The following is a 22,042-nucleotide window of genomic DNA, read 5'->3' on the forward strand; positions in this document are numbered from 1 at the left end:
TAATATCAACTCCAACGTTTTCTTATTTCGATTATAGTTGATAATCATTCTCAATTACAATGAAATGCTATTACTTCTTTTTTAGTAATGCATAGGATGTCCTGACAGTCGTCATAATAACTTTAGCCATTCATGCAGAACTCACAAAAGAAAGGTAGAGCGAACCCCTATGAAGAAACATAAGTTGTGGATCTTTGCTTCTTTAACCCTTGCACTTGCTGCCGCACCGTTTGCAGGAATGTTGCTCCAGGGTAATGGCATAGTACAGACCAAGCAAAGTGCTGCTGCGTCATTTGTCCATGAACTAAATCATCCTGAAGAAGAGGCCTTGCCTGCCTTCAGCACGACTCCGATTAAACTCGGTTCTTCTGGTCAGGATGTTTATGAGTTGCAAGGACGTTTAAAACATCTGGGCTTTTATGAAGGGAAAATAGACAGTCAGTTTGGTCCGAAAACGAAAAATTCAGTAACGTGGTTTCAATGGAAGTTTGGAATGAAGTCTGATGGCATCGTAGGCGCTAAGACTAAGCTGAAATTGTATAACGCAACTAAGAACTGGAAGCCGACAGAGTCTGCTTCAGCAACCGGAAATAATACAGCAAACAACAACACCGGTAACAAAACAAATACAACCAATAATTCGGATTCAGCGTCTCTGTCTTCAGGGAATACGATGGGATTATCAGAAAATGATCTCAAAATCATGGCTAATGCCGTCTATGGTGAGTCGAGAGGCGAACCTTTCGAAGGTCAAGTTGCTGTTGCTGCAGTAATCTTGAACAGGGTAAAATCTCCGAGCTTTCCTAATACACCGTCTGGCGTTATTTTTCAGCCGGGAGCTTTTACAGCTGTAGCTGACGGGCAGATTTATTTGGAGCCAAATGAGCAGGCACGAAAAGCAGTGCAGCAAGCGCTGAATGGCTGGGACCCTTCGGGTGGATGTTTGTATTATTTCAACCCTAAAACGGCGACCTCCAAATGGATTTGGACTCGTCCACAGGTCAAGACTATCGGCCAGCATATTTTCTGTATGTAGATAAGTAAAGAAGTAAATCCAGAGAGCAACCGGGAAGAGGCATCCGGTTGCTTCCTTACTTTGGAATGGTTTAGAATGGTTATTAATTCATAAACATGTTAATGAGCAACTATCCACGCGGTAAAGGAGTTTTGGACTTGACTAATAATGTATTTCAGCATGGCAACGTTGCAGGTATGCGTATTCACGTGATGCCTACCAAGGCGTTCAAGACCTACGCCATCTCACTTTATGCCGGCGTCCCACTTAATGAGGATACGGTCACCCCTACAGCACTTGCTCCATTTGTGCTCCGCAGAGGTACCGCTTCTTACCCAGAGACTACTCAATTCCGCGAGCGTTTGGAGGAACTGTATGGCGCTGGATTTGGTTTTGATATTTATAAAAGAGGCGATTATCAGATTGTTCAGTTTCGCATGGACACCATTAATGACTCCTTCGTGCAGAGTCAGGAGAGCTTGCTTGAACAATCCTTTGCTTTCCTAGGAGAAGTCCTGACCCGTCCATTGGTGGAGGATGGAAGCTTCCGTCCTTCCTATGTTGCAACAGAGCGTGAAACAGTGCGCAAGAAGCTGGAATCTATCGTAAATGATAAGATTCGTTATGCAGCGGAGCGCTGTATCGAAGAAATGTGCCGTAACGAGCCCTATCGTCTTCATCCACTGGGTCAAAGAGCGGATTTGGACCGGATTACCCCAAAAAGTTTGTACGAATCCTATAATTCATGGCTGGATGGAGCTATTTTGGATCTCTATGTAGTGGGAGATACGACTACTGAGGAAGTTGAAAAGCTTGTGCAGCATCACTTCGGACGCATTCAGTCGGAGGTGGGCTTATATAGCTCCAAGTTTGTCCCAGTATCCGTTAGCGAGGTAAGGACGGTAGAGGAGAAGCTGGATGTCAGTCAGGGCAAGTTGAACATGGGTCTGCGCACATCAATTACGTATAAGGACGATACATATGCGTCCGCACTTATGTACAACGGAATATTAGGAGGGTATCCACACTCCAAACTCTTCGTCAATGTACGGGAGAAGGCCAGTCTTGCATATTATGCTTCTTCACGCTATGACGGTCACAAGGGGATTGGAACGATACAATCAGGCATCGAAACGCAAAATTACAACAAAGCTGTTGAAATTATAGAGAAACAACTGGAAGAGATGAAAGCTGGCAACATCAGTGATCTGGAGTTAAGCCAGACCAAAGCCATGATCCGCAATCAGCTTTCCGAGATTCCGGATTCTGCTTTTGAGATGATCTCTTACGACTTCAACCGCCAGTTGTCAGGAAAAGAACGGACAGCGGATCAGCTGCTAGAAGAGGTGGAACAAATCGGTGCAGGGGAAGTAAAAGCCGCAGCGGAGACCTTTCAGCTGGATACGATTTATTTCTTGACAGGGAAGGAGGAATAGAGATGGAACAGATTCAATACGACAGACTTCAAGAGACCCTTTATCATGAGGTGATGGATAATGGGCTTCAGGTTTATGTATTGCCAAAACCAACATTCAAAAAAACTTACGCCACATTTGCAACTAAATACGGTTCTGTAGATAACCATTTTCATGTCGCAGGTGGAGAAGAGACCACTGTTCCTGATGGTATAGCTCACTTTTTGGAGCACAAAATGTTTGAAGAGCCAGAAGGCGATATTTTTGCCACTTTTGCCTCAAATGGAGCTTCAGCTAACGCTTTTACAAGTTTCGATCAGACGGTTTATCTTTTCTCGGCAACAGAAAACATAGAGACCAACCTTAGTACACTCGTTGATTTTGTGCAACGACCTTATTTTACGGATGAGAATGTAGAAAAGGAAAAAGGGATCATTGGTCAAGAAATCAATATGTATGCAGATAATCCAGACTGGCGTGTGTACTTTGGCCTTATTGAGGCGATGTATTCGAAACATCCGGTTCGGATTGATATTGCTGGAACTATAGAATCAATTAGTACGATTACGAAAGAAACACTGTACACTTGTTACAACTCTTTTTATCATCCCAGCAATATGCTGTTGTTCGTAGTAGGTGGTGTGGATCCGGAGAAGGTATTCTCCTTGATTCGCAGCAATCAGCAGGGGAAATCTTATGGTAAACAAGGTGAGATTAAGCGTATTTTTGAAGAGGAGCCGGAACAAGTCGCTACGAAGCGCTTGGAAAGTAAACTCGCCGTTTCGATGCCTAAGATTATGTTTGGATTTAAGGAAAAAGTTGATGGTCTTACAGGTGAAGCTGCGCTTAAGCGTGATCTGGCCACTAAGCTTATGCTTGATTTGCTGGTTGGCAGCAGCACAGCGTTGTACCAAAAGCTCTATGATGAAGAACTGATCTCTGACAGCTTTGGTCATGAATTTAATAGTTCAGAACAATATGCTTTTTCAGCTATGGGTGGAGATACCAAGGACCCTGATTTGCTTCTAAAACGAATAAAAGAAGAAGTGGATCAGATCTTAAAGTCTGGCTTTGCTGAGAAGGATTTCGAGCGGGCACGGAAAAAGAAAATAGGCGGATATTTGCGCATGCTGAACTCCCCTGAAAGTATCGCACATGAATTTACACGTTACCAATTCCGCGGTGGTGACCTGTTTGAAGTTCTGCCTATTTACGAATCGATTACTTTAGCTGAAGTGAATGAGCGTTTACATGCCCATGTAAATTGGGAGCAGCTCGCTGTTTCACTAGTGGTGAGTCCTTAAATGGCGCTTTTGGGAGAGAGCAACAAACCATTAGGAGAAATGACAGTTCTGGTGACAGGGGGCAGCGGGGGAATCGGTGGCGCCATTGCAGAACGGTTTGCCTCTGTGGGCATGAATATTGTTATACACTACAAGCACTCACATGAAGCTGCTAATGATGTCGCTCGGCGTTGTATGGCCCTTGGAGCAAAGGTAATGACTGTAAATGCGGATATGAAGGATCGCAGTCAGATTGTACGAATGGCGGAGAAGCTTGAAAGCAATGGAATGCAGCCGGATATCCTTGTTAACAATGCCGGTAAATCTCATTACGGGATGCTCGCTGATGTGAGCGAAGAGGAATGGGACGATATTATGGCCATTAACTTGAAAGGTACCTTTATGTGCAGCCAGATTTTTATGCCGTACATGGTATCCCAGCGTTATGGTCGAATCATCAACGTTTCTTCCGTGTGGGGAATATCGGGAGCCTCTTGTGAGGTCGCTTATTCAGCTAGTAAAGGCGGAGTAAATGCTTTTACTAAGGCGTTAGCCAAAGAATTAGCACCTTCTGGCGTAACTGTGAACGCGGTAGCTCCAGGAGCGGTTAATACGAATATGTTGTCTAACCTACAGGAGGATGAGGTCCGGATGCTGGAGGATGAGATTCCGGCGGGACGTTTGGCTACTCCGAACGAAATCTCCTCATTGATTTACTTTTTGGCACTGCCAGAATCCGGGTATATTACTGGGCAGATCATTAGCCCTAACGGTGGCTGGATTACGTAATGCTTAACTTGGAGAAAAGCTCCAGCATAAGAAGCTATCGTCTGAGACATATTATAAGTGTTGTTTTTTAATCTCTCGTAAGGCGGCTTACAGCCTGTATGCAGGTGTTCGACCGTAAACATGAAGGAGGATTTAAGATGACACAAGACGATAGCGTAATCAAAAATTTTGACACCTGGAAGAAATTCTTAGGTAAACGGGTTGTACAGGCAGAGAAACTTGGGATGAGTCAAGACACAATCTCAAAGCTGGCTTTTGAAATCGGGGAATTCCTTGATGAAAAAGTGGATCCAGCAAACACTCAAAACCGTGCGATCAAAGAGCTATGGGATGTCGGCAACGATGAAGAAAAGCAAACGATTGCTAAACTCATGGTCAAGTTGGCGAAAGACAACGCCTAAGCTTGCGGAAAAGCTCCCCCTGTGGGAGCTTTTCTGCAATTATTACAGGACTGACCTTGCCTTTCATTTTTATTTTATATATCATTAACATGACCCGTGTAAAAGACCGCTTTGCCGGGGCAGCTTTTTTTGCTGTATTGGCAAAGGGTAGGGAAAAGGAATCTATGAGGTGTACAAGTGGAATATAAACAGTGGTATATGGAATACAAGATTCACAAGAACAGACCCGGTCTGCTTGGTGATATCGCTTCAATGTTAGGGATGCTGGAAGTTAACATTCTGACGATTAATGGAGTTGAAGGAAAAACTCGCGGAATGTTGCTGGAGACCAATGATGATGAGAAAATTATGCTGATGGGCGAAATGCTCAAAAAAGTTGATAATATTACAGTTTCAGCTCTGCGGTCTCCTAGGCTCGTGGACAAGCTGGCTGTGCGCCATGGGCGATATATTGAACGGGATTCAGATGATCGGAAGACGTTTCGTTTCACCCGCGATGAGTTAGGTCTATTGGTTGATTTTCTCGGTGAGCTGTTTAAAAAAGATGGGAATCAGGTTATAGGACTGCGTGGTATGCCCCGTGTAGGAAAGACGGAATCCATTATAGCTGGCAGTGTCTGTGCTATGAAACGCTGGACATTTGTCTCGTCCACACTGTTGCGGCAGACGGTGCGGAGTCAATTGGCTGAAGATGAGATGAACCCACATAATGTATTTATTATTGATGGTATAGTTAGTACGATCCGCTCTAATGAGAAACATTATAATTTATTACAAAATGTTATGAGCATGCCAAGCACAAAGGTTATAGAGCATCCAGATATTTTCGTACGCGAATCTGAGTACAGTTATGATGACTTTGATATTATTATTGAGCTGCGGAATAATCCAACTGAAGAAATCTTGTACGAGTCGTTTACGACGAGCTACAGTGATGATTTATAGAACACAAACAATGAAGAATACACTTCCTAGCATGTTTTTTTTATAAAGCTGGTTAAGGAAGTTTACATTCATAGAACTTACAGGAGGTGATGGTATGTCGGAACTGGGCCGGCAATTGAAAGAGGCACGTCTGCAAAAAGGGATGAGTCTTGACGATGTCCAGGAAGTAACAAAAATTCGCAAAAAGTATTTGGAAGCCATCGAGTCTGGAGACTACAAGGTGCTTCCAGGAAGTTTTTATGTGAGGGCGTTTATCAAAACGTATGCAGAAGCAGTAGGCATGAGTCCTGACGAACTGCTCGAGGAGCATGGGAACGTACCTGCACCACCCGCAGACACGACCATGGAGACGGTGATTCAAAAGCGCAGCCGTAGACCCGAAACCGAACGGAATGCAAAATGGCTGCCAACGGTGCTTATGTGGACATTCCCTATATTGATTATTGTAGTGATTTACATTTATGCTTCTAGTTTAAACAAAGCAGACCCTGATCAAGTTGATCAAACAAATATCACCAATAATGTGCAGGATCCTAATACAGCACAAACTTCTCCACCCGCATCAGGAGGCGGTGTTGTAGCGCCTACTTCCTCGGCAGGTGCTGAAGCAACTACAGAGCCAACTACGGAGCCTACGCCAACACCGACACCAACGCCGACTCCTCAATCTATCACGGTTACACCAGATGGGAAGTCAGGCAAAACAACGAAATTTAAGGTCACAGCTCCTGCCGGAAGCGAAGTTAAGGTTGAGATTGTTGCATCCGGAGTAAGCTGGCTTGAAGTTTACAAAGGCGAGAACTCTAAAGGTGAAAAACTCTCCTTCGGAAATACAGCTGCAGGAGAAACTATGAGCTTCGTTCTTGGTAGTGAGGGCATGTATATTAAGTCTGGGTATTCCCCAGCAACTGAGATTACCGTAAATGGTCAAGTAATCACGGATGAGAAGACTTCTTCACGTCTCCTGCTTAATCTTGACGACGGTTCTGGAAGTGAAGGGACAGGCGAATAACAAATAGGATGTATAGACTTTGGCTTTAGGGAGAACATAAGACTGTTTTCAGTTTTAGCCAAAGTGAGGTGTACATCTTATGACAGTTAGCTGGATTGTAGCTGGCCTTGGGGTTGTTGTCAGTCTCATCGGATACTATTTGACACCAGGTGCTTGGGGATACGGAATTCTCGGATTCGGTATTGCACATATTGTGCTAGGAATTCTGGATATGTTTCGTAATCCGGTCCGAAGCAGATAGAAGCTGTAGAAATGAACGTCTCCAACGGCGTACTTCCGGTGGAGACGTGTTTCTACCCTTTGAACCAAACTCACTCGAAGGAAAAGCTCCACTTAGTGGGGCTGTTTTCTATGTCGGGTGAGCTACATAATGATTTATCCAAAATTAGACTTAATAGTACCATTCTCTTATAATAGTAGCAGACTAATTGTATAAAGGACGTGGAGTTTAATGAGTTCAGAATGTTCATTTGATATTGTATCCAAAATGGATATGCAGGAGTTAACGAATGCTATTCACCAAACAGAGAAAGAGATCGACAACCGCTTTGATTTTAAGAACAGCAAAAGCAGTCTGAAGATGGAGAAAGACGCACTTATAATCGCCTCTGAAGACGAATATAAGCTAAACGCTGTTATTGATATTTTACAATCAAAGATGGTGAAAAGAGGCATCACCCTAAAGAATCTGGACTTTGGTAAAGTAGAACCGGCTTCCCTGGGATCTGTACGTCAACGTTTAGGGCTTAAGCAAGGCATTGATCAGGAGAATGCGAAAAAGATTAATATTCTGATCCGTGATTCAAAATTAAAGGTGAAGAGCCAGATCCAAGGGGATCAAATTCGTGTAACCGGCAAGAGCCGCGATGATTTGCAGCAGATTATTCAGATTTTGCGTAAAGCTGATTTGCCGCTGGATCTACAATTCATGAACATGAAATAGAATTTTGTGCCCCGCAGTGCTTATTAGCACTAACAACGCGGGGTGCTTTCTGTTTTTTTGACACCTATTTATTGCTATAATATACTTGCTTAAGTAGAAATGGATTAGCCTGATTTAGGCAATTTGTATGAACGATTTAGGGGAGGAAAACTTCAGTGAATTTGCCCAACCGCATCACGCTAGCTCGTATTTGCCTGATCCCGATTATGATGTTTTTTTTACTGGTGGACTTCAGTTTTTATCCAGAACCGATACATTGGGGCTCGTTTCAGCTATCTGTTAATCATTTGGTAGCAGCTGTAATCTTTTTGCTTGCGGCCAGCACGGATGGAATAGACGGCTACATTGCTAGGAAATATAATATGGTCACCAATCTCGGTAAACTCCTTGATCCACTTGCGGACAAACTGCTGGTATCTGCAGTTCTGATTTCACTTGTGGAGCTGGGCAGATGCGATTCATGGATTGCTATTGTAATCATCAGTCGTGAGTTTGCAGTCACCGGACTTCGCCAGATTGCATTGCTAGAGGGAAAAGTGGTTGCCGCCAGCAAATGGGGCAAGATAAAGACGGTTGTACAAATTGTTGCGATCTCACTGCTGTTGTTGAATAATTTCCCATTTCAATTTGTCAGTATTCCTGTAGACGATATTGCTATTTGGGCCGCAGCGCTGATCACTATTTATTCTGGAATTGATTATTTTGTGAAGAATAAGGATCTGCTACAGCTGCATAATGCGTAAGAATGTAAGCTGGACATACAAGGAAGGGTAATAGGTGAAGCACCTATTACCTTTTTTGAAATCTAAAAGCAGTGTACCTACATTATAACTAGGAGGCGAAAGCCAGGTATGAAAGCGGAGATTATTGCAGTAGGGACAGAGCTTTTGCTCGGTCAAATCGTGAATAGTAATGCCCAGTTTTTGTCTATAGAGCTATCTGCCATAGGGATCGATGTATACTTTCAAACTGTTGTCGGTGATAACAGCAGCCGCCTGCAGCAAGCCATCGAGATCGCTCAGAGTCGGGCCGACGTTATTATCTTTACAGGCGGAATTGGCCCCACTGAGGATGATCTGACTAAAGACGCACTGGCTGCATCGCTAGGTAGAACGCTCCACATTGATCGTTTGGCGATGGATCATGTACAACGTTTCTTTGATGATCGTAAGATCGTTATGACCGAAAATAACCGCAAACAGGCACTTATAATTGAAGGAACTACACCGTTGCCGAATGAAATCGGTCTTGCGGTTGGGATTGCTTTTGAGCATGAGAAGAAATATTATATTGTGCTTCCAGGTCCACCTCGTGAGATGAAACCGATGTTCGTAGATAAAGCAGTACCGTGGCTACAGCAGCACGCCTTGACGAACGAAACACCGCTTTATTCAAAAATGCTCAAATTTGCCGGCATCGGAGAATCACTGCTGGAGGACAAGCTCATTGAGCTGATTCGCAGTCAGACTGATCCAACGATTGCTCCGTATGCCAAAGAGGGAGAGGTAACTGTTCGTATTTCGACAAAGGCCCCTTCTGAGCATGAAGCTACAAAAAAGCTGGAGATACTGGAACAACAAATCAAGGAGATTTTGCCGGAACATTTGTATGCGAACATTGATGTGCCGCTAGAGCAATTGATAGTGGATTGGATGGCGGATGCCGGCCTGACCTTAAGTGCGGCAGAGAGCTGCACCGGAGGTTTGCTGATGGAGAGTATAACAAATATTCCAGGCAGTGCTTCGATGTTTGCCGGCGGAATCGTCTGCTATTCAAATGACTTAAAGAAAAAGCTGCTGAATGTGCCAAGTGCTTATTTGGAGGGACCCAATGCCCCTGGAGCCGTAAGCCGAGAAGTTGCCGAGGTGTTGGCTGACCAAGTGAGAATGATTGCAGACAGCGATTTCGGCTTATCTGTTACAGGTGTAGCTGGACCGGGTTATTCTGAACGAAAGCCTGTTGGACTTGTATTTATCGGCTTGGCTGAACGGGGACGTAAGACAGAGGTTTATGAGCTTAATCTTAAAGGTACGCGGGAAAATATCCGCTTACGAACAGTTAAGGCTTTGCTGTATCGTCTCTGGCGGAGACTTGAGGAATGCAAGGTGGAGACACCTCTTGAGGGTTCAGACTTGTAATGGGAGATTAGCCCAGTTATAATAAACACATACGGAAGAACCGTGGCACTGAGATTTCTTTGCTGCGGTTTTTTGTATATTTGCAGAGATTTTGATCACGATGCTTTCTCATGATCATAAGTCGTTGATGTCCGGTGAAGTGGAGAATTTAATTAACTTCTATCTCCGGAGGGAGGCTTACAATAAAAGGGATAAATAACGCCCAAGACAAAAAAAACGAATGTATGTTCGAAAAAAAGCTTGGCAAGACCTTAAAAACACGTTATTATATTACTATAAACAGTGAAGGAAGTGGTCTGATTGTCAGATCGTCGTGCAGCGCTTGATATGGCGCTTCGTCAAATAGAAAAACAATTTGGTAAAGGTTCGGTAATGAAACTGGGAGAATCCACGCATATGCAAGTGGAAGTTGTACCTAGCGGATCTTTGGCACTTGATATTGCGTTAGGTATAGGCGGACTTCCAAAGGGACGTATTATTGAAGTATACGGACCGGAATCTTCAGGTAAAACAACAGTTGCTCTTCATGCTATTGCAGAAGTGCAAAGACAAGGCGGACAAGCTGCTTTTATCGATGCCGAGCATGCGCTTGATCCGAAATATGCACGTAACTTGGGCGTAAACATCGATGAATTGCTGCTTTCTCAGCCAGATACGGGTGAACAAGCGCTGGAAATCGCCGAAGCACTTGTTCGTAGTGGAGCCGTTGACATTATTGTCGTTGACTCCGTTGCTGCTTTGGTACCTAAGGCTGAAATTGAAGGCGATATGGGTGATTCCCACGTCGGACTGCAAGCTCGTTTGATGTCTCAAGCACTTCGTAAGCTTTCTGGTGCCATTAGCAAATCGAATACGATTGCTATCTTTATCAACCAGCTTCGTGAGAAGATCGGTGTTATGTTCGGTAACCCTGAGACAACTCCGGGTGGTCGTGCATTGAAATTCTACTCCTCTGTACGTTTAGATGTACGTCGCGTAGAGAGCATCAAGATGGGCAACGATGTGGTTGGTAACCGTACTAAGATCAAGATTGTGAAGAATAAAGTAGCCCCTCCATTTAAACAGGCTGATGTTGATATCATGTATGGTGAAGGGATTTCCAAAGAGGGAAGTCTTGTAGATATCGGTACTGAAATGGATATCGTGAATAAGAGTGGTGCATGGTATTCCTACGAAGGCGAGCGTCTCGGTCAAGGTCGTGAGAATGCTAAGCAGTTTTTGAAGGAACATCAGGATATTGCCCTTATTATTGAGAATAAGATCCGTGAAGCAAGTAATTTATCCACTATTGTTGCTGCGCCGAATAATGATGAGATTGTTGCAGAGCAAGAGGAAGAAGAAAAATTGCTCCTCGAAATCGAATAGTATATTAAACAATAGGACGCCCTGTGATTGATTGTTGCAGGGTGTCTTTTCTTAACAAGTATTGAAAGTAAGATGATAACTGATCTATTGCTATGAGGTGACAAACAACTATGGTAATACAACTAGATTTTGAAGCAGAAGAACAAGATGAGCAGGTGTTATCTGATTTTCCTGAAGGAGAACTCTTAGAGATCACTAAAGTAGAACGTCAAAAGAAATCTGACCACCGTTATATCATACATTTCGGAGCATATAACATGACTGTGCACGAGGACGTCATGATTAAATATCGAATGATTACTGGTAATTCTTTTATGAAGGCTGATTTGGAAGAAATTGTTGTAGCTGATGAGCGTCAACGAGCTTATGTGGAAGGCCTCCGTTATCTTGAACGTAAACCACGCACCGCTATGGAAATGACTCGCCGTTTACGCCAGAAGGAAATAGGAGAGACTATTATTGCGGAAGTGGTGCAGCGGCTGCAGCAGGAAAGATTTCTTGATGACCCTTTATATGCTAAGCAATGGGCGGAGCAACGAATAGCGAACCAGCGGAAAGGGAAGATGTGGATTCGACAAGAGCTACGTGAGAAGGGGATTGACAAAACCCTTATATCGGAAGCTTTGGAGAATATTACTACTGAACAAGAGCTGGAGAGTGCACTCGAAACAGGGCGCAAGAAATGGAATCTCATCCGTGGAGACGCTTCAGATAAGCGAAGAAAGACTGGAGCCTTCCTTATGCGCCGTGGATTCTCGGGCGATATGGTTCGCCAAGTGATCAATACTTTACTTGCGGAAGACAATTATGAAGGTGAAGATGAGGAGTTTTACTAGAATCACTGATTCTCTTGACATTAATGCGTATATCGACTCTCTTGACAATGTCTTTTTATAAATAATAAAATATAACATGAATCGGCATAAAATTAGAATCCTTTTTCCTTCCCAAAAAGGAGACTGTTTTAAACGGTTCACGTACAACTCATATGAAATGTAATCGCCGGATAAGGCGGGCAGTGTGCATGTGCAGCATGTGCAGTATGGCAATCGGTTGTTTACCGGTTTTTTGTATGGTGATGAACGGATAGTTAAACAACTGCACAATTCCCAGGGATATACCTTGGAGAGGAACCAACGAGGAGGTGAACAGATGCTGGAATCATGGATCTGGGTCATTATCGTTCTCGTTGTAGCTGCAATATTCTTTGGGTTCGGTTATTTTATTCGTAAATCCCTTGCAGAAGCTAAAATCCAAAGCGCAGAAAGAGAAGCCGTTGTCATCGTTGAGAATGCGAAGAAGGACGCTGAGGCGCTGAAGAAAGAAACAGTATTGGAAGCTAAGGACGAAGTCCATAGAATCCGTACTGAAGCTGAGAAAGAAACTCGTGAACGTCGGAATGAAATCCAACGGCAAGAGAGACGTTTGCTGCAAAAGGAAGAATCTCTGGATAAAAAAATGGAATCGCTTGAAAGAAAAGAAGAACAAGTAGCTAACAAAGAGAAACGAATTGATGAAACCCAACAGCAAATTGATGTTATTTACAAAAACCAAGTCACTGAATTGGAACGTATCTCCAATTTAAGCATCGAAGATGCAAGAAGTATCATTCTTAGCAATGTTGAGCAAGAAGTTCGCCATGAAACGGCACAAATGATCAAAGAAATTGAACAGCAGGCGAAAGAAGAAGCGGATAAGAAATCCCGTGAAATCATTACACTCGCTATCCAACGCTGTGCAGCTGATCACGTGGCGGAAACAACGGTTTCAGTTGTTACGTTGCCGAATGAAGAGATGAAGGGTCGGATTATCGGTCGTGAAGGCCGTAATATTCGTGCGTTGGAAACTCTTACAGGTATCGACCTCATTATTGATGATACGCCGGAAGCAGTTATTTTGTCGGGATTTGATCCAATCCGCCGTGAAGTGGCCCGTACGGCACTTGAGAAATTGGTGGCTGATGGACGTATTCACCCCGCTCGTATTGAAGAGATGGTGGAGAAATCCCGCAAAGAAGTGGACGAACGGATTCGGGAATATGGTGAGCAAGCTACTTTCGAAGTGGGCGTTCACGGTTTGCATCCAGATTTGATCAAGATTCTGGGGCGTCTGAAATTCCGTACAAGCTATGGTCAAAATGTATTGAAGCACTCCATGGAGGTTGCTTATTTAACAGGACTGATGGCCGGTGAGCTTGGGGAAGACATCGTGCTTGCAAAACGTGCAGGATTACTTCATGATATCGGCAAAGCGCTGGATCATGAAGTGGAAGGTTCGCACGTTGAGATCGGCGTTGAACTAGCGAAGAAATATAAGGAACATCCGGTTGTTATCAACAGTATCGCATCTCATCATGGAGACTGCGAAGCTACCTCGGTTATTGCTATGTTGGTTGGTGCCGCTGACGCATTGTCGGCTGCTAGACCTGGTGCTCGCCGTGAAACACTGGAAACGTATATTAAACGTCTAGAGAAGCTGGAAGAAATCTCAGAGTCGTTCGAAGGCGTTGAGAAATCATTTGCTATTCAAGCGGGCCGTGAGGTGCGCGTGATGGTACAGCCAGAGAAGATTGACGATGCAGAGGCATTCCGTCTTGCTCGCGATATTACGAAGATGATTGAAAGTGAACTGGATTATCCAGGACATATCAAGGTTACCGTTATTCGTGAGACACGGGCTGTTGAATACGCTAAATAGGCAATAAGTAGATAACATACGCTTCGGAAATAACGATATTTATGATCGTTTCCTGGTACATGTTTCTGCTAGGAATATAAGGTTAAAGGATAAGATATAACTTATACTTTCTTATATTTGATGAAAATTGGCCCCTAAGCGGGGCCTTTTTTCTTTTAAATATGAAGACTTATCAGTTAGATGAAGAGGTTAAGATTAGGAGGAGAGAAACATTAAAGTACTATTCATTGGAGATATCGTAGGTAGTGTAGGTAGGAAGGCACTTCGGGAGATGTTGCCCTCATTAAAAAGCAAATATCAACCACATATAATCATAGTTAACGGTGAAAATTCTGCTGCCGGTAGAGGGATTACTAAAGCGATCGCAAATGAATTTTTTAACTGGGGCGTTCACGGAATCACCATGGGTAATCACACATGGGACAACAAGGATATCTTCGAGTTTATCGACGATGAGGCCCGGATTATCCGTCCTGCTAATTTTCCTCCAGGAACACCAGGAAGAGGATATACGGTTGTTAAAGGTAACGGGAAAGAGCTGGCTATAGTTAACCTGCAAGGCCGTACATTTTTGCCTGCGATTGATTGCCCTTTCCGTGTGGGTGAAGAAATTGTGGAAGAGCTACGTAGAGATCATAAATGCATTCTCGTTGATTTCCATGCAGAGGTTACCTCTGAAAAAATCGCCATGGGTTATTTCATGGATGGTCGCGCATCAATTGTAGTTGGGACCCACACTCACGTGCAGACGAATGATGATGTGATTTTGCCAGGTGGAACGGCTTACTTGACCGATGCGGGTATGGTTGGTTCAAGCGAAGGGATTCTGGGTATGGAAAGAGATGCAGTACTTTATAAGTTCACTACACAGCTTCCAGCACGATTTGTTGTTGATGAAGGCAAATGGCAGCTTCACGGTTTATTTGCAGAATTAGACGAGAATACTGGCGCGGCTACCCGTCTGGAGAAAATACGGCTACGTGAAGATGAATGGGTAATGAGCTAGTAGTAGGATAAGATAAGTGATTTTCTGGGTAATTTCGCCGAATAAGGGTAAAGTGTGATATTTATTATATCGAAAAAGAGTATCTATTGTACCATTTTCTCCAGAGTAGTCCGCAAAAAGAAGGAATTATTTCTTCTCTCGCGAATAACATCTAAAGTAGTGGAAGAACACCATTATTTTCCCAGGGGAGGTACTTACTATGGATGTATTAAAAGTATCAGCTAAATCCAATCCAAATTCCGTCGCCGGCGCTTTAGCAGGTGTTCTTCGTGAACGTGGATCGGCCGAATTACAAGCTATTGGAGCTGGAGCACTGAATCAAGCAGTCAAAGCAGTTGCCATTGCCCGGGGATTTGTTGCACCAAGCGGAGTAGATTTGATCTGCATTCCGGCATTTACAGACATTGTGATTGATGGAGAGGATCGAACCGCGATTAAATTGATTGTAGAACCCAGATAATAGAAGCATAGAACGGATGAACCTGTTTACTTATGTAAACAGGTTTTTTGCTTTTGGTATATAGTCTGGCGTTTTTAAGCATAGAATCTGGAATAGGGCTGCATGAAAGCGAGGGCTTGGGATGAGAACCGATAAGCTACAGGTTGCGGATTTTCATTGTGATGTGCTGAGTAAAATGCAAGCATCACCGGATATGGATTTTAAGAATGATCCCCGGTTGGATGTTACCGGAGAGCGGTTGGTAGCGGGCGGTGTAGAATTGCAGATTTTTGCGATATACCTTTCGGCAAGGAGAGGCAGACCTAGCTTTGAGAATGTTTTAGGACAAATTGATTTGTTCCGGCAAAAAATATTAGGCGCAGAGAGCCTTCAGTGGCTGCGTTGGAAGGAGGAGGTATGTAAACGAGCAGTTGGAGCACCTCCATGGGGAATGCTCTCTCTGGAGGGTGTAGACGGTCTAGAAGGGAACCTATTTTATGCACAGCTCTGCTTTGAGCTTGGCGTGCGGTTTTTGGGGATCACTTGGAATTATGCCAATTGGGCAGCGGACGGAGTATTGGAGCAGCGAAACGGCGGATTTACGGAAAAAGGGCGAAAGCTGATCGAATGGTGCAACGACAGTGGAATGCTGCTTGATGTGTCACATTTGTCTCAAGCAGGTTTTTGGGAGCTAGCCGACTTAAGCACACGTCCGTTTATAGCTTCCCATTCGAACGCCGCAAAGATCTGCGGGCATGTTAGAAATTTAAATGATGAACAGATTAAAGCATTAATTGCAATGGACGGAAGAATGGGCCTGACCTTTTATCCGTGGTTTGTATGTGATGATGGAAAAGCTCGTATAGATGATTTGTTAAAGCATATTGATCATGTATGTAGTCTAGGTGGGGAGAAACATATGATGTTTGGTTCGGACTTTGACGGCATTGACACTTGGGTAGAGAATATGGAACATCCGGGAAAATACCCTGAGCTTGCCGAGCACCTGCTTCGTTACTATCCAGAAGCTTCCGTTAAAGGTTGGTTATATGAGAATGCGGTCTCCTACTTGCGTACAAACTTACCTTCACAGGTGTCTAAATCATGACAATCCTGTTCTAAAAGTATGAATTGTCGAAAAAAAGGCCCTCGTTATGATGTGGGGCTTTTTATTTTTGGTTAAGAAGATGTATAATGGTTAATGGCTTGTACAGATACTAGAGAAAATACAAGGAGTGACTTTACTATGAGTAAGACTGTACCCGTAGGTGTGTCGGCTAGACATATTCACCTTACGCAAGAGCATGTGGAGGCTTTGTTTGGCCCAGGATATCAACTAACGGAGTTCAAACCCCTCTCTCAACCAGGACAGTTTGCAGCAAATGAGCAAGTAGCAGTTATCGGCAGCAAAGGTAAATTTGACAAAGTAAGAATTTTGGGACCTGCTCGTCCGGCTTCCCAATTAGAAATTTCCCGTACTGACTCCTTCGCACTTGGCGTGAAAGCTCCAGTTCGCGAATCTGGAAATATTGATGGAACACCTGGCATTACGCTTAAAGGACCTGCTGGCGAAGTAGAATTGGAACAAGGCGTTATCATCGCCGCTCGTCACATTCACTTCCATACTTCTGAAGCTGAAGCTTGGGGCATTGCTGATAAGCAATTGCTTAAAGTTCGTCTCGGAGGCGATCGTGGTCTCGTATTGGAGAACGTAATTGCACGCGTATCAGACAGCTTTAAACTGGATATGCATATTGACACTGACGAAGCTAACGCTGCAGGTGCCAACAACGGCGATACTGCTGAAATCGTAGAATAGTCATCATAGTTATAGCAAAGATAAGAAGCGGGGGAGAAATCCTCCGCTTTTTTGTGCGTGTCAGATCCGCGTGCTGTAAGGATTGCGTGTCTGATCCGCGTGCTGTAAGGATTGCGTGTCTGATCCGCGTGCTGTAAGGATTGCGTGTCTGATCTGCGTGCTGTAAGGATTGCGTGTCTGATCCGCGTGCTGTAAAGTTTGCGTGGTTTACCCGACCGCTTGTACGTATCGGACTGTATCGCAGCTATTTCAGCATTTTGATCTATTTTGCCAAGGTATCGGACCGCATAGCTCTTATTGCCTTATATTTGTACTGAATTGGGCTTCGAAGGTGTGAATAAGTGCATCTGAGTCCGATAGCATCGCCAAAAACCATGAATCCTCAAAATAAGGGCGTCTGAGTCCGATTGCTCAACAGGATCAACAGGATCAACAAAAGATACGCCCCAGGATAAATTGAGGAGGAGTATTTTACGGTTAGCAAAATATTTCTGTACGAGCAGAACGAATAGTATCCTGAAATGGATTTTTAATGAAAATTGGTGTGATGATAAAGAAAATCTATTATTATGTAACTTATTGTGTTATGATTATGGTTTATGACGTGACAAAAGGATTTATTGTTAAGAATATATGTATTAGAAATTAAGGAGACCCAATGACATTTAATGAACTGAATATTGTGCCTGCAATTTTGAAGGCTTTAAGCAAAGAAAACTATACATCACCTACACCAATACAGGAGCAGTCGATTCCAGCTGTATTAGCGGGTAGAGATTTACTTGGATGCGCGCAAACGGGAACAGGAAAAACAGCTGCATTTTCCGTGCCTATTATTCAATTGTTAAGCGAACAATCCAACCCAAACAAATCCAATAATGTGCGACGCATTCGCTCGTTGATTTTAACACCGACAAGAGAACTAGCGATTCAAATTGCTGATAACATAAAAGCGTATAGCCAATATACAGATATCCGCTCTGCTGCCATTGTTGGCGGTGTGTCACAGAAAGTGCAAGAACGTGCACTGAATCAAGGTGCCGATATTCTTATTGCTACCCCTGGTAGACTTATCGACCTGATCAATCAGAAACGTGTAGATCTGCAATATGTACAAATTTTAGTTCTGGATGAAGCTGACCGGATGCTGGATATGGGCTTTATCCATGATGTGAAACGAATCATCGCCAAAATGCCTACGAAGAAGCAAACTCTGTTTTTCTCGGCAACGATGCCAACTGAAATTTCTAAATTGATCAAAACATTGCTTGTGAATCCAGTGAAGGTAGAAATCACACCCGTGTCATCTACTGCGGATAGAATCAATCAATCGATCTATTTATTAGAGAACGGAAATAAGCAAAACCAATTGAACCTGCTGTTACAGGATAAATCCATCGTCTCAGCTTTGGTGTTTACTCGTACCAAACGTGGTGCGGACCGTGTTACCCGCGATCTGGCTAAAGTGAACATTTCTGCTCAAGCCATACACGGCAATAAATCACAAAATGATCGCCAGAACGCCTTGCGGAATTTTAAAAGCGGTGCGACTCGTGTTCTCGTAGCTACGGATATAGCTGCCCGGGGAATTGATATTGATGAGCTGTCTCACGTAATCAACTTCAATCTACCGAACATTCCGGAAACCTATGTGCACCGGATCGGTCGTACAGGCAGAGCGGGATTGAGCGGAACGGCAATTTCTTTTTGCGAAGCTGAAGAGCTTCCTTTCCTTAAAGATATTGAAAAATTGATTGGAAAATCGATTCCGGAAGTTAAGGATCATCCTTATCCGATGTCTCGTAAAACGCAAATGAAGACAGATCGTTCTGCGAAACCGTCAGGTTCGAAAGCAGCAGCTTCGAGACCATCGTCTTCGAGACCGTCGAATTCCAAACCAGCAACTGCTAAACCTGCGGCAACAAAACCGGCAGCAACAAAATCAGCGGCATCCAAACCAGCTAAAGCAAAACCTAAGTCTAACCCTCCATTGAAGCCAAAGTCCGAGTGGTTCACAAAAGGAAGACAAAAAACGAGCAGCAGATAAGTAAGTTTGAATGCGTATCGTTTCTATAGCAAAATAAAAAAACGTCAGAGTAAACTGAACTGCACCCCAATTGTTAGACACAACTAACATTTGGAGGTGCAGTTTTTTATGTTTTATGTCCTGATGATTTACAACAAAAAACAGCCGCTAAACAGTTCCTCACTGTACAACGGCTGTTGTTATTTCATTTATGCGGTTGCTTCAATTGTATTGTCCTGAACATAGGGGCTCAGTTCTTGCTGAAGTCCTGTGCTGATGGAAGTCATAGGGAGGCGAAGCGTATCCGAGGATAGTAGGCCGTTTTGGTTAAGCATCCATTTAATTGGAGCGGGATTCGATTCCTTGAACAATAGGCGGATGATCGGCAGTAGTTGTTCAAAGCTTTCTTTAGCGAAGTCCACTTGACCAGATGTAAAGGCTTCAAAGATACGAAGGCATTCTGCCGGATAAACGTTGGCAGTAGCGAGCATACCTCCAGCTGCTCCGCAGCTAAGCATTTCATAAAAGAGGGAATCATCGCCGCCAAGCACAGGTTTAGCACCTGTACGGACTAACTCTGTAACCATTTTTGTACTGCCTGAGCAGTCTTTTAAACCGACAACATTATTCATTTCTAGGATTGTACGTGCAGTATCTACCGTCATGGCGGTACCTGTACGACTTGGAATATCATAAGCCATGATAGGTATGCCTACTTCTGCTGCTTTGCGGAAATGGGCAATGATACCCTCTTGTGAAGGACGACTATAATAAGGTACGACTACTAGTGCACAATCAGCACCAAGGTTTGCAGCAATTTCCGTGCGTGCAACCGTAGAGGCTGTATCATTGGTACCTGTACCAACTACTAAGGGGATTGATGTGGATTGTAGAAGCTCACGGGAAGTGTTTACTAGAAGCTGCATTTCATTTACGGTTACAGTGGGCGATTCTCCGGTGGTTCCATTAACGACCAGACCTTGTATGCTGTTGTTAATAATGTTCTTTACATAACGCTGATACGAATCCAAATCAACTTCACCAGCAGCATTGAACGGGGTGACCACGGGGACATAAACTCCATAAATCTGTTGTTCTGTAAGCATAAATTATCGGCCTCCAAAATATTTTAATTCCTCTACATACACTTTACCATGGAAAGTAGCATCGTCGTTAGCTATAATAAATGATATGGATCATCAAAAATATTGATGTTAGGGTGAGGTAATGGATTTAACCTATTTACGAACCTTCCGCGAGGTGGCTAAACGTCAGAGCTTTACGCGAGCTGCTGAAGAATTGGGATATGCACAATCAAGTGTGACGATGCAGATACAGAAGATAGAGAAGGAATATGGAGTACCTTTAATAGAGAGGCATGGCCGTCAGCTGCGGCTTACCCCGCCAGGAGAAGAGTTATTGAAGCTGTTCGTGGAGATTTTGGATTTGTATGATCGTTCAAAAGAAACCATCGCCCAGCAAATCGGAGGAACGATAACTATTGGGACGATAGATTCTTTAGCGGCCTTTTATTTACCTCCTTACCTGCAGCAGCTAAGGACTAAATTTCCGAAGCTGGATATTCATCTGCAAACGATGCAGGAAGCTAATCTTCTTGCCAAAATAAAAGATGGCGAAGTAGATCTAGGCTTAATGTTGGATCGCACCACTGCGGATTCCATCCTTGAGCGTACGATCGTCAGAGATGAGCCGCTTGTATTGATAGCCCCCATTCATCATCCGCTTGCCCAGATGGATACGGTAACCCTAAACGATCTGAATAACTGTGAGCTAATAGTCTCGGAGGAAAGCTGTATTTACCGCAGTCTGTTCGAGAATTTGTTAAAAGAGCACGGGATCATATTCCGCATAGGTTTTGAGCTTTCGAATCTGGAGGCCATCAAACGTTGTGTAATGAATGGCCTTGGAATTGCTTTGTTACCAAAAATCGTGGCAGAGGAAGAAATTGAACGAGGAAGCTTGGCGGAGCTGTCCTTTATTCATCCCGAAATTCACTTTGATCTGCAGCTTCTGATGCACCCTAAGAAGTGGAAATCACAACCGCTGCAATTTTTAATCCAAATGTTGCTTGCAAATCATTAATTTATTCCCATCAGGATCTTTCACAACAAACCAATGCTCATCTTGAATTTCAGTTACTAGCTCTACACCGAGAGCCTTCACATAATTGAAAGAGGCTTGCAAATCATCGGTCAGTAACAAAAAAGCTGGTGTTGTAATGGGCGGTGTTCCTTCAGGTTCTAAGCCGCCCCACAACGGCATGGTATCCAGGATGATTCCAGTGTTTCCCTGCATAGGCAGCGGGCATAAATGACCGTTCATGATCTTACAATCTGTCTCTGGAAGCCCCAGGACTTGGCAATACCAGCGACGGGATTTTTCAATATCATGTACGGGAATGAATACACTGCCAATTAAGTTCTTTACGGGGCTTTTTATTGTGGAATTTAAAGCGGACATTGCTTGTTCATTCATTTAAAGACCTCCCAAATCCGAAATGGATAAACCTTTATTTGGAAATTATGTATCTAATCTATTTAAATCATACAATCAATAGGATTGCAAGGGAATTGTAAATGGTTATATTTTCATATGAAAGTAGCCAAAAAATTTGACATTGAAAATCAGTTTATGTTATATAAAAAGAAGAATTAGCACTCATCTAAGAAGAGTGCTAATCACGGAATGATGAATAATAAGGTTATTTTGAAAGGAGATTTATTTATTC

At 43.5% G+C, this 22,042-nt stretch carries 22 protein-coding genes; 20 read left to right on the forward strand and 2 right to left on the reverse strand.

Annotated elements, in window-relative coordinates:
- Positions 1–169: 169 nt before the first annotated feature.
- From sleB to MKY63_RS23100, 19 genes are all read left to right on the forward strand, one after another.
- Positions 170–1,036 carry a spore cortex-lytic enzyme gene (sleB, locus tag MKY63_RS23010; RefSeq protein ID WP_036688421.1) on the forward strand — a complete coding sequence of 289 codons (867 nt, stop codon included), beginning with the start codon at positions 170–172 and terminating at the stop codon, positions 1,034–1,036.
- Positions 1,037–1,212: 176 nt separating this feature from the next.
- Positions 1,213–2,451 carry a pitrilysin family protein gene (locus tag MKY63_RS23015; RefSeq protein WP_256717312.1) on the forward strand — a complete coding sequence of 413 codons (1,239 nt, stop codon included), beginning with the start codon at positions 1,213–1,215 and terminating at the stop codon, positions 2,449–2,451.
- Between the two features lie 2 nt (positions 2,452–2,453).
- On the forward strand, positions 2,454–3,734 hold the full coding sequence (locus MKY63_RS23020; protein WP_038571902.1) for a pitrilysin family protein: 1,281 nt from the start codon (positions 2,454–2,456) through the stop codon (positions 3,732–3,734).
- Positions 3,735–4,502 (forward strand): 3-oxoacyl-ACP reductase FabG, encoded by a 768-nt coding sequence (fabG, locus tag MKY63_RS23025; RefSeq protein ID WP_036688412.1) that lies wholly within the window; start codon positions 3,735–3,737, stop codon positions 4,500–4,502. It begins immediately after the preceding gene.
- A 137-nt stretch (positions 4,503–4,639) separates the two neighbouring features.
- Complete coding sequence (locus tag MKY63_RS23030; RefSeq protein WP_036688409.1) at positions 4,640–4,903, forward strand: DUF3243 domain-containing protein; 264 nt, start codon at positions 4,640–4,642, stop codon at positions 4,901–4,903.
- A 177-nt stretch (positions 4,904–5,080) separates the two neighbouring features.
- Positions 5,081–5,848, forward strand: a complete 768-nt coding sequence (locus MKY63_RS23035; RefSeq protein ID WP_036688406.1) for a DUF3388 domain-containing protein — start codon at positions 5,081–5,083, stop codon at positions 5,846–5,848.
- Between the two features lie 94 nt (positions 5,849–5,942).
- Complete coding sequence (locus MKY63_RS23040) at positions 5,943–6,860, forward strand: RodZ domain-containing protein (protein WP_076316351.1); 918 nt, start codon at positions 5,943–5,945, stop codon at positions 6,858–6,860.
- 79 nt (positions 6,861–6,939) lie between these two features.
- Positions 6,940–7,101 carry a hypothetical protein gene (locus MKY63_RS23045; protein WP_169744781.1) on the forward strand — a complete coding sequence of 54 codons (162 nt, stop codon included), beginning with the start codon at positions 6,940–6,942 and terminating at the stop codon, positions 7,099–7,101.
- 210 nt (positions 7,102–7,311) lie between these two features.
- Positions 7,312–7,803 (forward strand): YajQ family cyclic di-GMP-binding protein, encoded by a 492-nt coding sequence (locus tag MKY63_RS23050; protein WP_036688400.1) that lies wholly within the window; start codon positions 7,312–7,314, stop codon positions 7,801–7,803.
- A 155-nt stretch (positions 7,804–7,958) separates the two neighbouring features.
- The gene (pgsA, locus tag MKY63_RS23055) at positions 7,959–8,546 is read left to right on the forward strand and encodes a CDP-diacylglycerol--glycerol-3-phosphate 3-phosphatidyltransferase (RefSeq protein ID WP_036688397.1); all 588 of its coding nucleotides are present in this window, start codon (positions 7,959–7,961) and stop codon (positions 8,544–8,546) included.
- 108 nt (positions 8,547–8,654) lie between these two features.
- Positions 8,655–9,941: a competence/damage-inducible protein A gene (locus MKY63_RS23060; protein WP_339809861.1), complete on the forward strand. Its 1,287-nt coding sequence runs from the start codon at positions 8,655–8,657 to the stop codon at positions 9,939–9,941.
- A gap of 300 nt (positions 9,942–10,241) precedes the next feature.
- Positions 10,242–11,306 (forward strand): recombinase RecA, encoded by a 1,065-nt coding sequence (gene recA / locus MKY63_RS23065; RefSeq protein WP_036688391.1) that lies wholly within the window; start codon positions 10,242–10,244, stop codon positions 11,304–11,306.
- Positions 11,307–11,416: 110 nt separating this feature from the next.
- A complete protein-coding gene (locus MKY63_RS23070) occupies positions 11,417–12,142 on the forward strand; it encodes a RecX family transcriptional regulator (protein ID WP_076316353.1) in 726 nt (241 codons plus the stop codon).
- 319 nt (positions 12,143–12,461) lie between these two features.
- Positions 12,462–14,003: a ribonuclease Y gene (gene rny, locus MKY63_RS23075; protein WP_036689085.1), complete on the forward strand. Its 1,542-nt coding sequence runs from the start codon at positions 12,462–12,464 to the stop codon at positions 14,001–14,003.
- 211 nt (positions 14,004–14,214) lie between these two features.
- Positions 14,215–15,009: a TIGR00282 family metallophosphoesterase gene (locus MKY63_RS23080; RefSeq protein WP_076100408.1), complete on the forward strand. Its 795-nt coding sequence runs from the start codon at positions 14,215–14,217 to the stop codon at positions 15,007–15,009.
- A 199-nt stretch (positions 15,010–15,208) separates the two neighbouring features.
- Positions 15,209–15,469: a stage V sporulation protein S gene (locus MKY63_RS23085; protein ID WP_019910496.1), complete on the forward strand. Its 261-nt coding sequence runs from the start codon at positions 15,209–15,211 to the stop codon at positions 15,467–15,469.
- 121 nt (positions 15,470–15,590) lie between these two features.
- Positions 15,591–16,556 carry a dipeptidase gene (locus MKY63_RS23090; protein WP_339809862.1) on the forward strand — a complete coding sequence of 322 codons (966 nt, stop codon included), beginning with the start codon at positions 15,591–15,593 and terminating at the stop codon, positions 16,554–16,556.
- Positions 16,557–16,694: 138 nt separating this feature from the next.
- Entirely contained in the window at positions 16,695–17,267 is a 573-nt protein-coding gene (locus tag MKY63_RS23095) for a phosphate propanoyltransferase (RefSeq protein WP_036688383.1), read from the forward strand.
- Positions 17,268–17,925: 658 nt separating this feature from the next.
- Positions 17,926–19,314: a DEAD/DEAH box helicase gene (locus MKY63_RS23100; protein WP_036688380.1), complete on the forward strand. Its 1,389-nt coding sequence runs from the start codon at positions 17,926–17,928 to the stop codon at positions 19,312–19,314.
- Positions 19,315–19,502: 188 nt separating this feature from the next.
- Here the strand turns inward: MKY63_RS23100 and dapA are convergent, their stop codons facing one another.
- Positions 19,503–20,399 (reverse strand): 4-hydroxy-tetrahydrodipicolinate synthase, encoded by an 897-nt coding sequence (dapA, locus tag MKY63_RS23105; protein WP_036688378.1) that lies wholly within the window; start codon positions 20,397–20,399, stop codon positions 19,503–19,505.
- 121 nt (positions 20,400–20,520) lie between these two features.
- Between dapA and MKY63_RS23110 the strand changes: the two genes are divergently transcribed.
- Entirely contained in the window at positions 20,521–21,396 is an 876-nt protein-coding gene (locus MKY63_RS23110) for a LysR family transcriptional regulator (protein ID WP_036688377.1), read from the forward strand.
- Here MKY63_RS23110 and MKY63_RS23115 read toward each other — a convergent pair.
- A complete protein-coding gene (locus MKY63_RS23115) occupies positions 21,367–21,789 on the reverse strand; it encodes a VOC family protein (protein WP_051491575.1) in 423 nt (140 codons plus the stop codon). The genes MKY63_RS23110 and MKY63_RS23115 overlap by 30 nt on opposite strands.
- Positions 21,790–22,042: the final 253 nt, after the last annotated feature.

Source organism: Paenibacillus sp. FSL R7-0189 (assembly GCF_037969925.1).
Lineage (GTDB): Bacteria > Bacillota > Bacilli > Paenibacillales > Paenibacillaceae > Paenibacillus_AQ > Paenibacillus_AQ odorifer.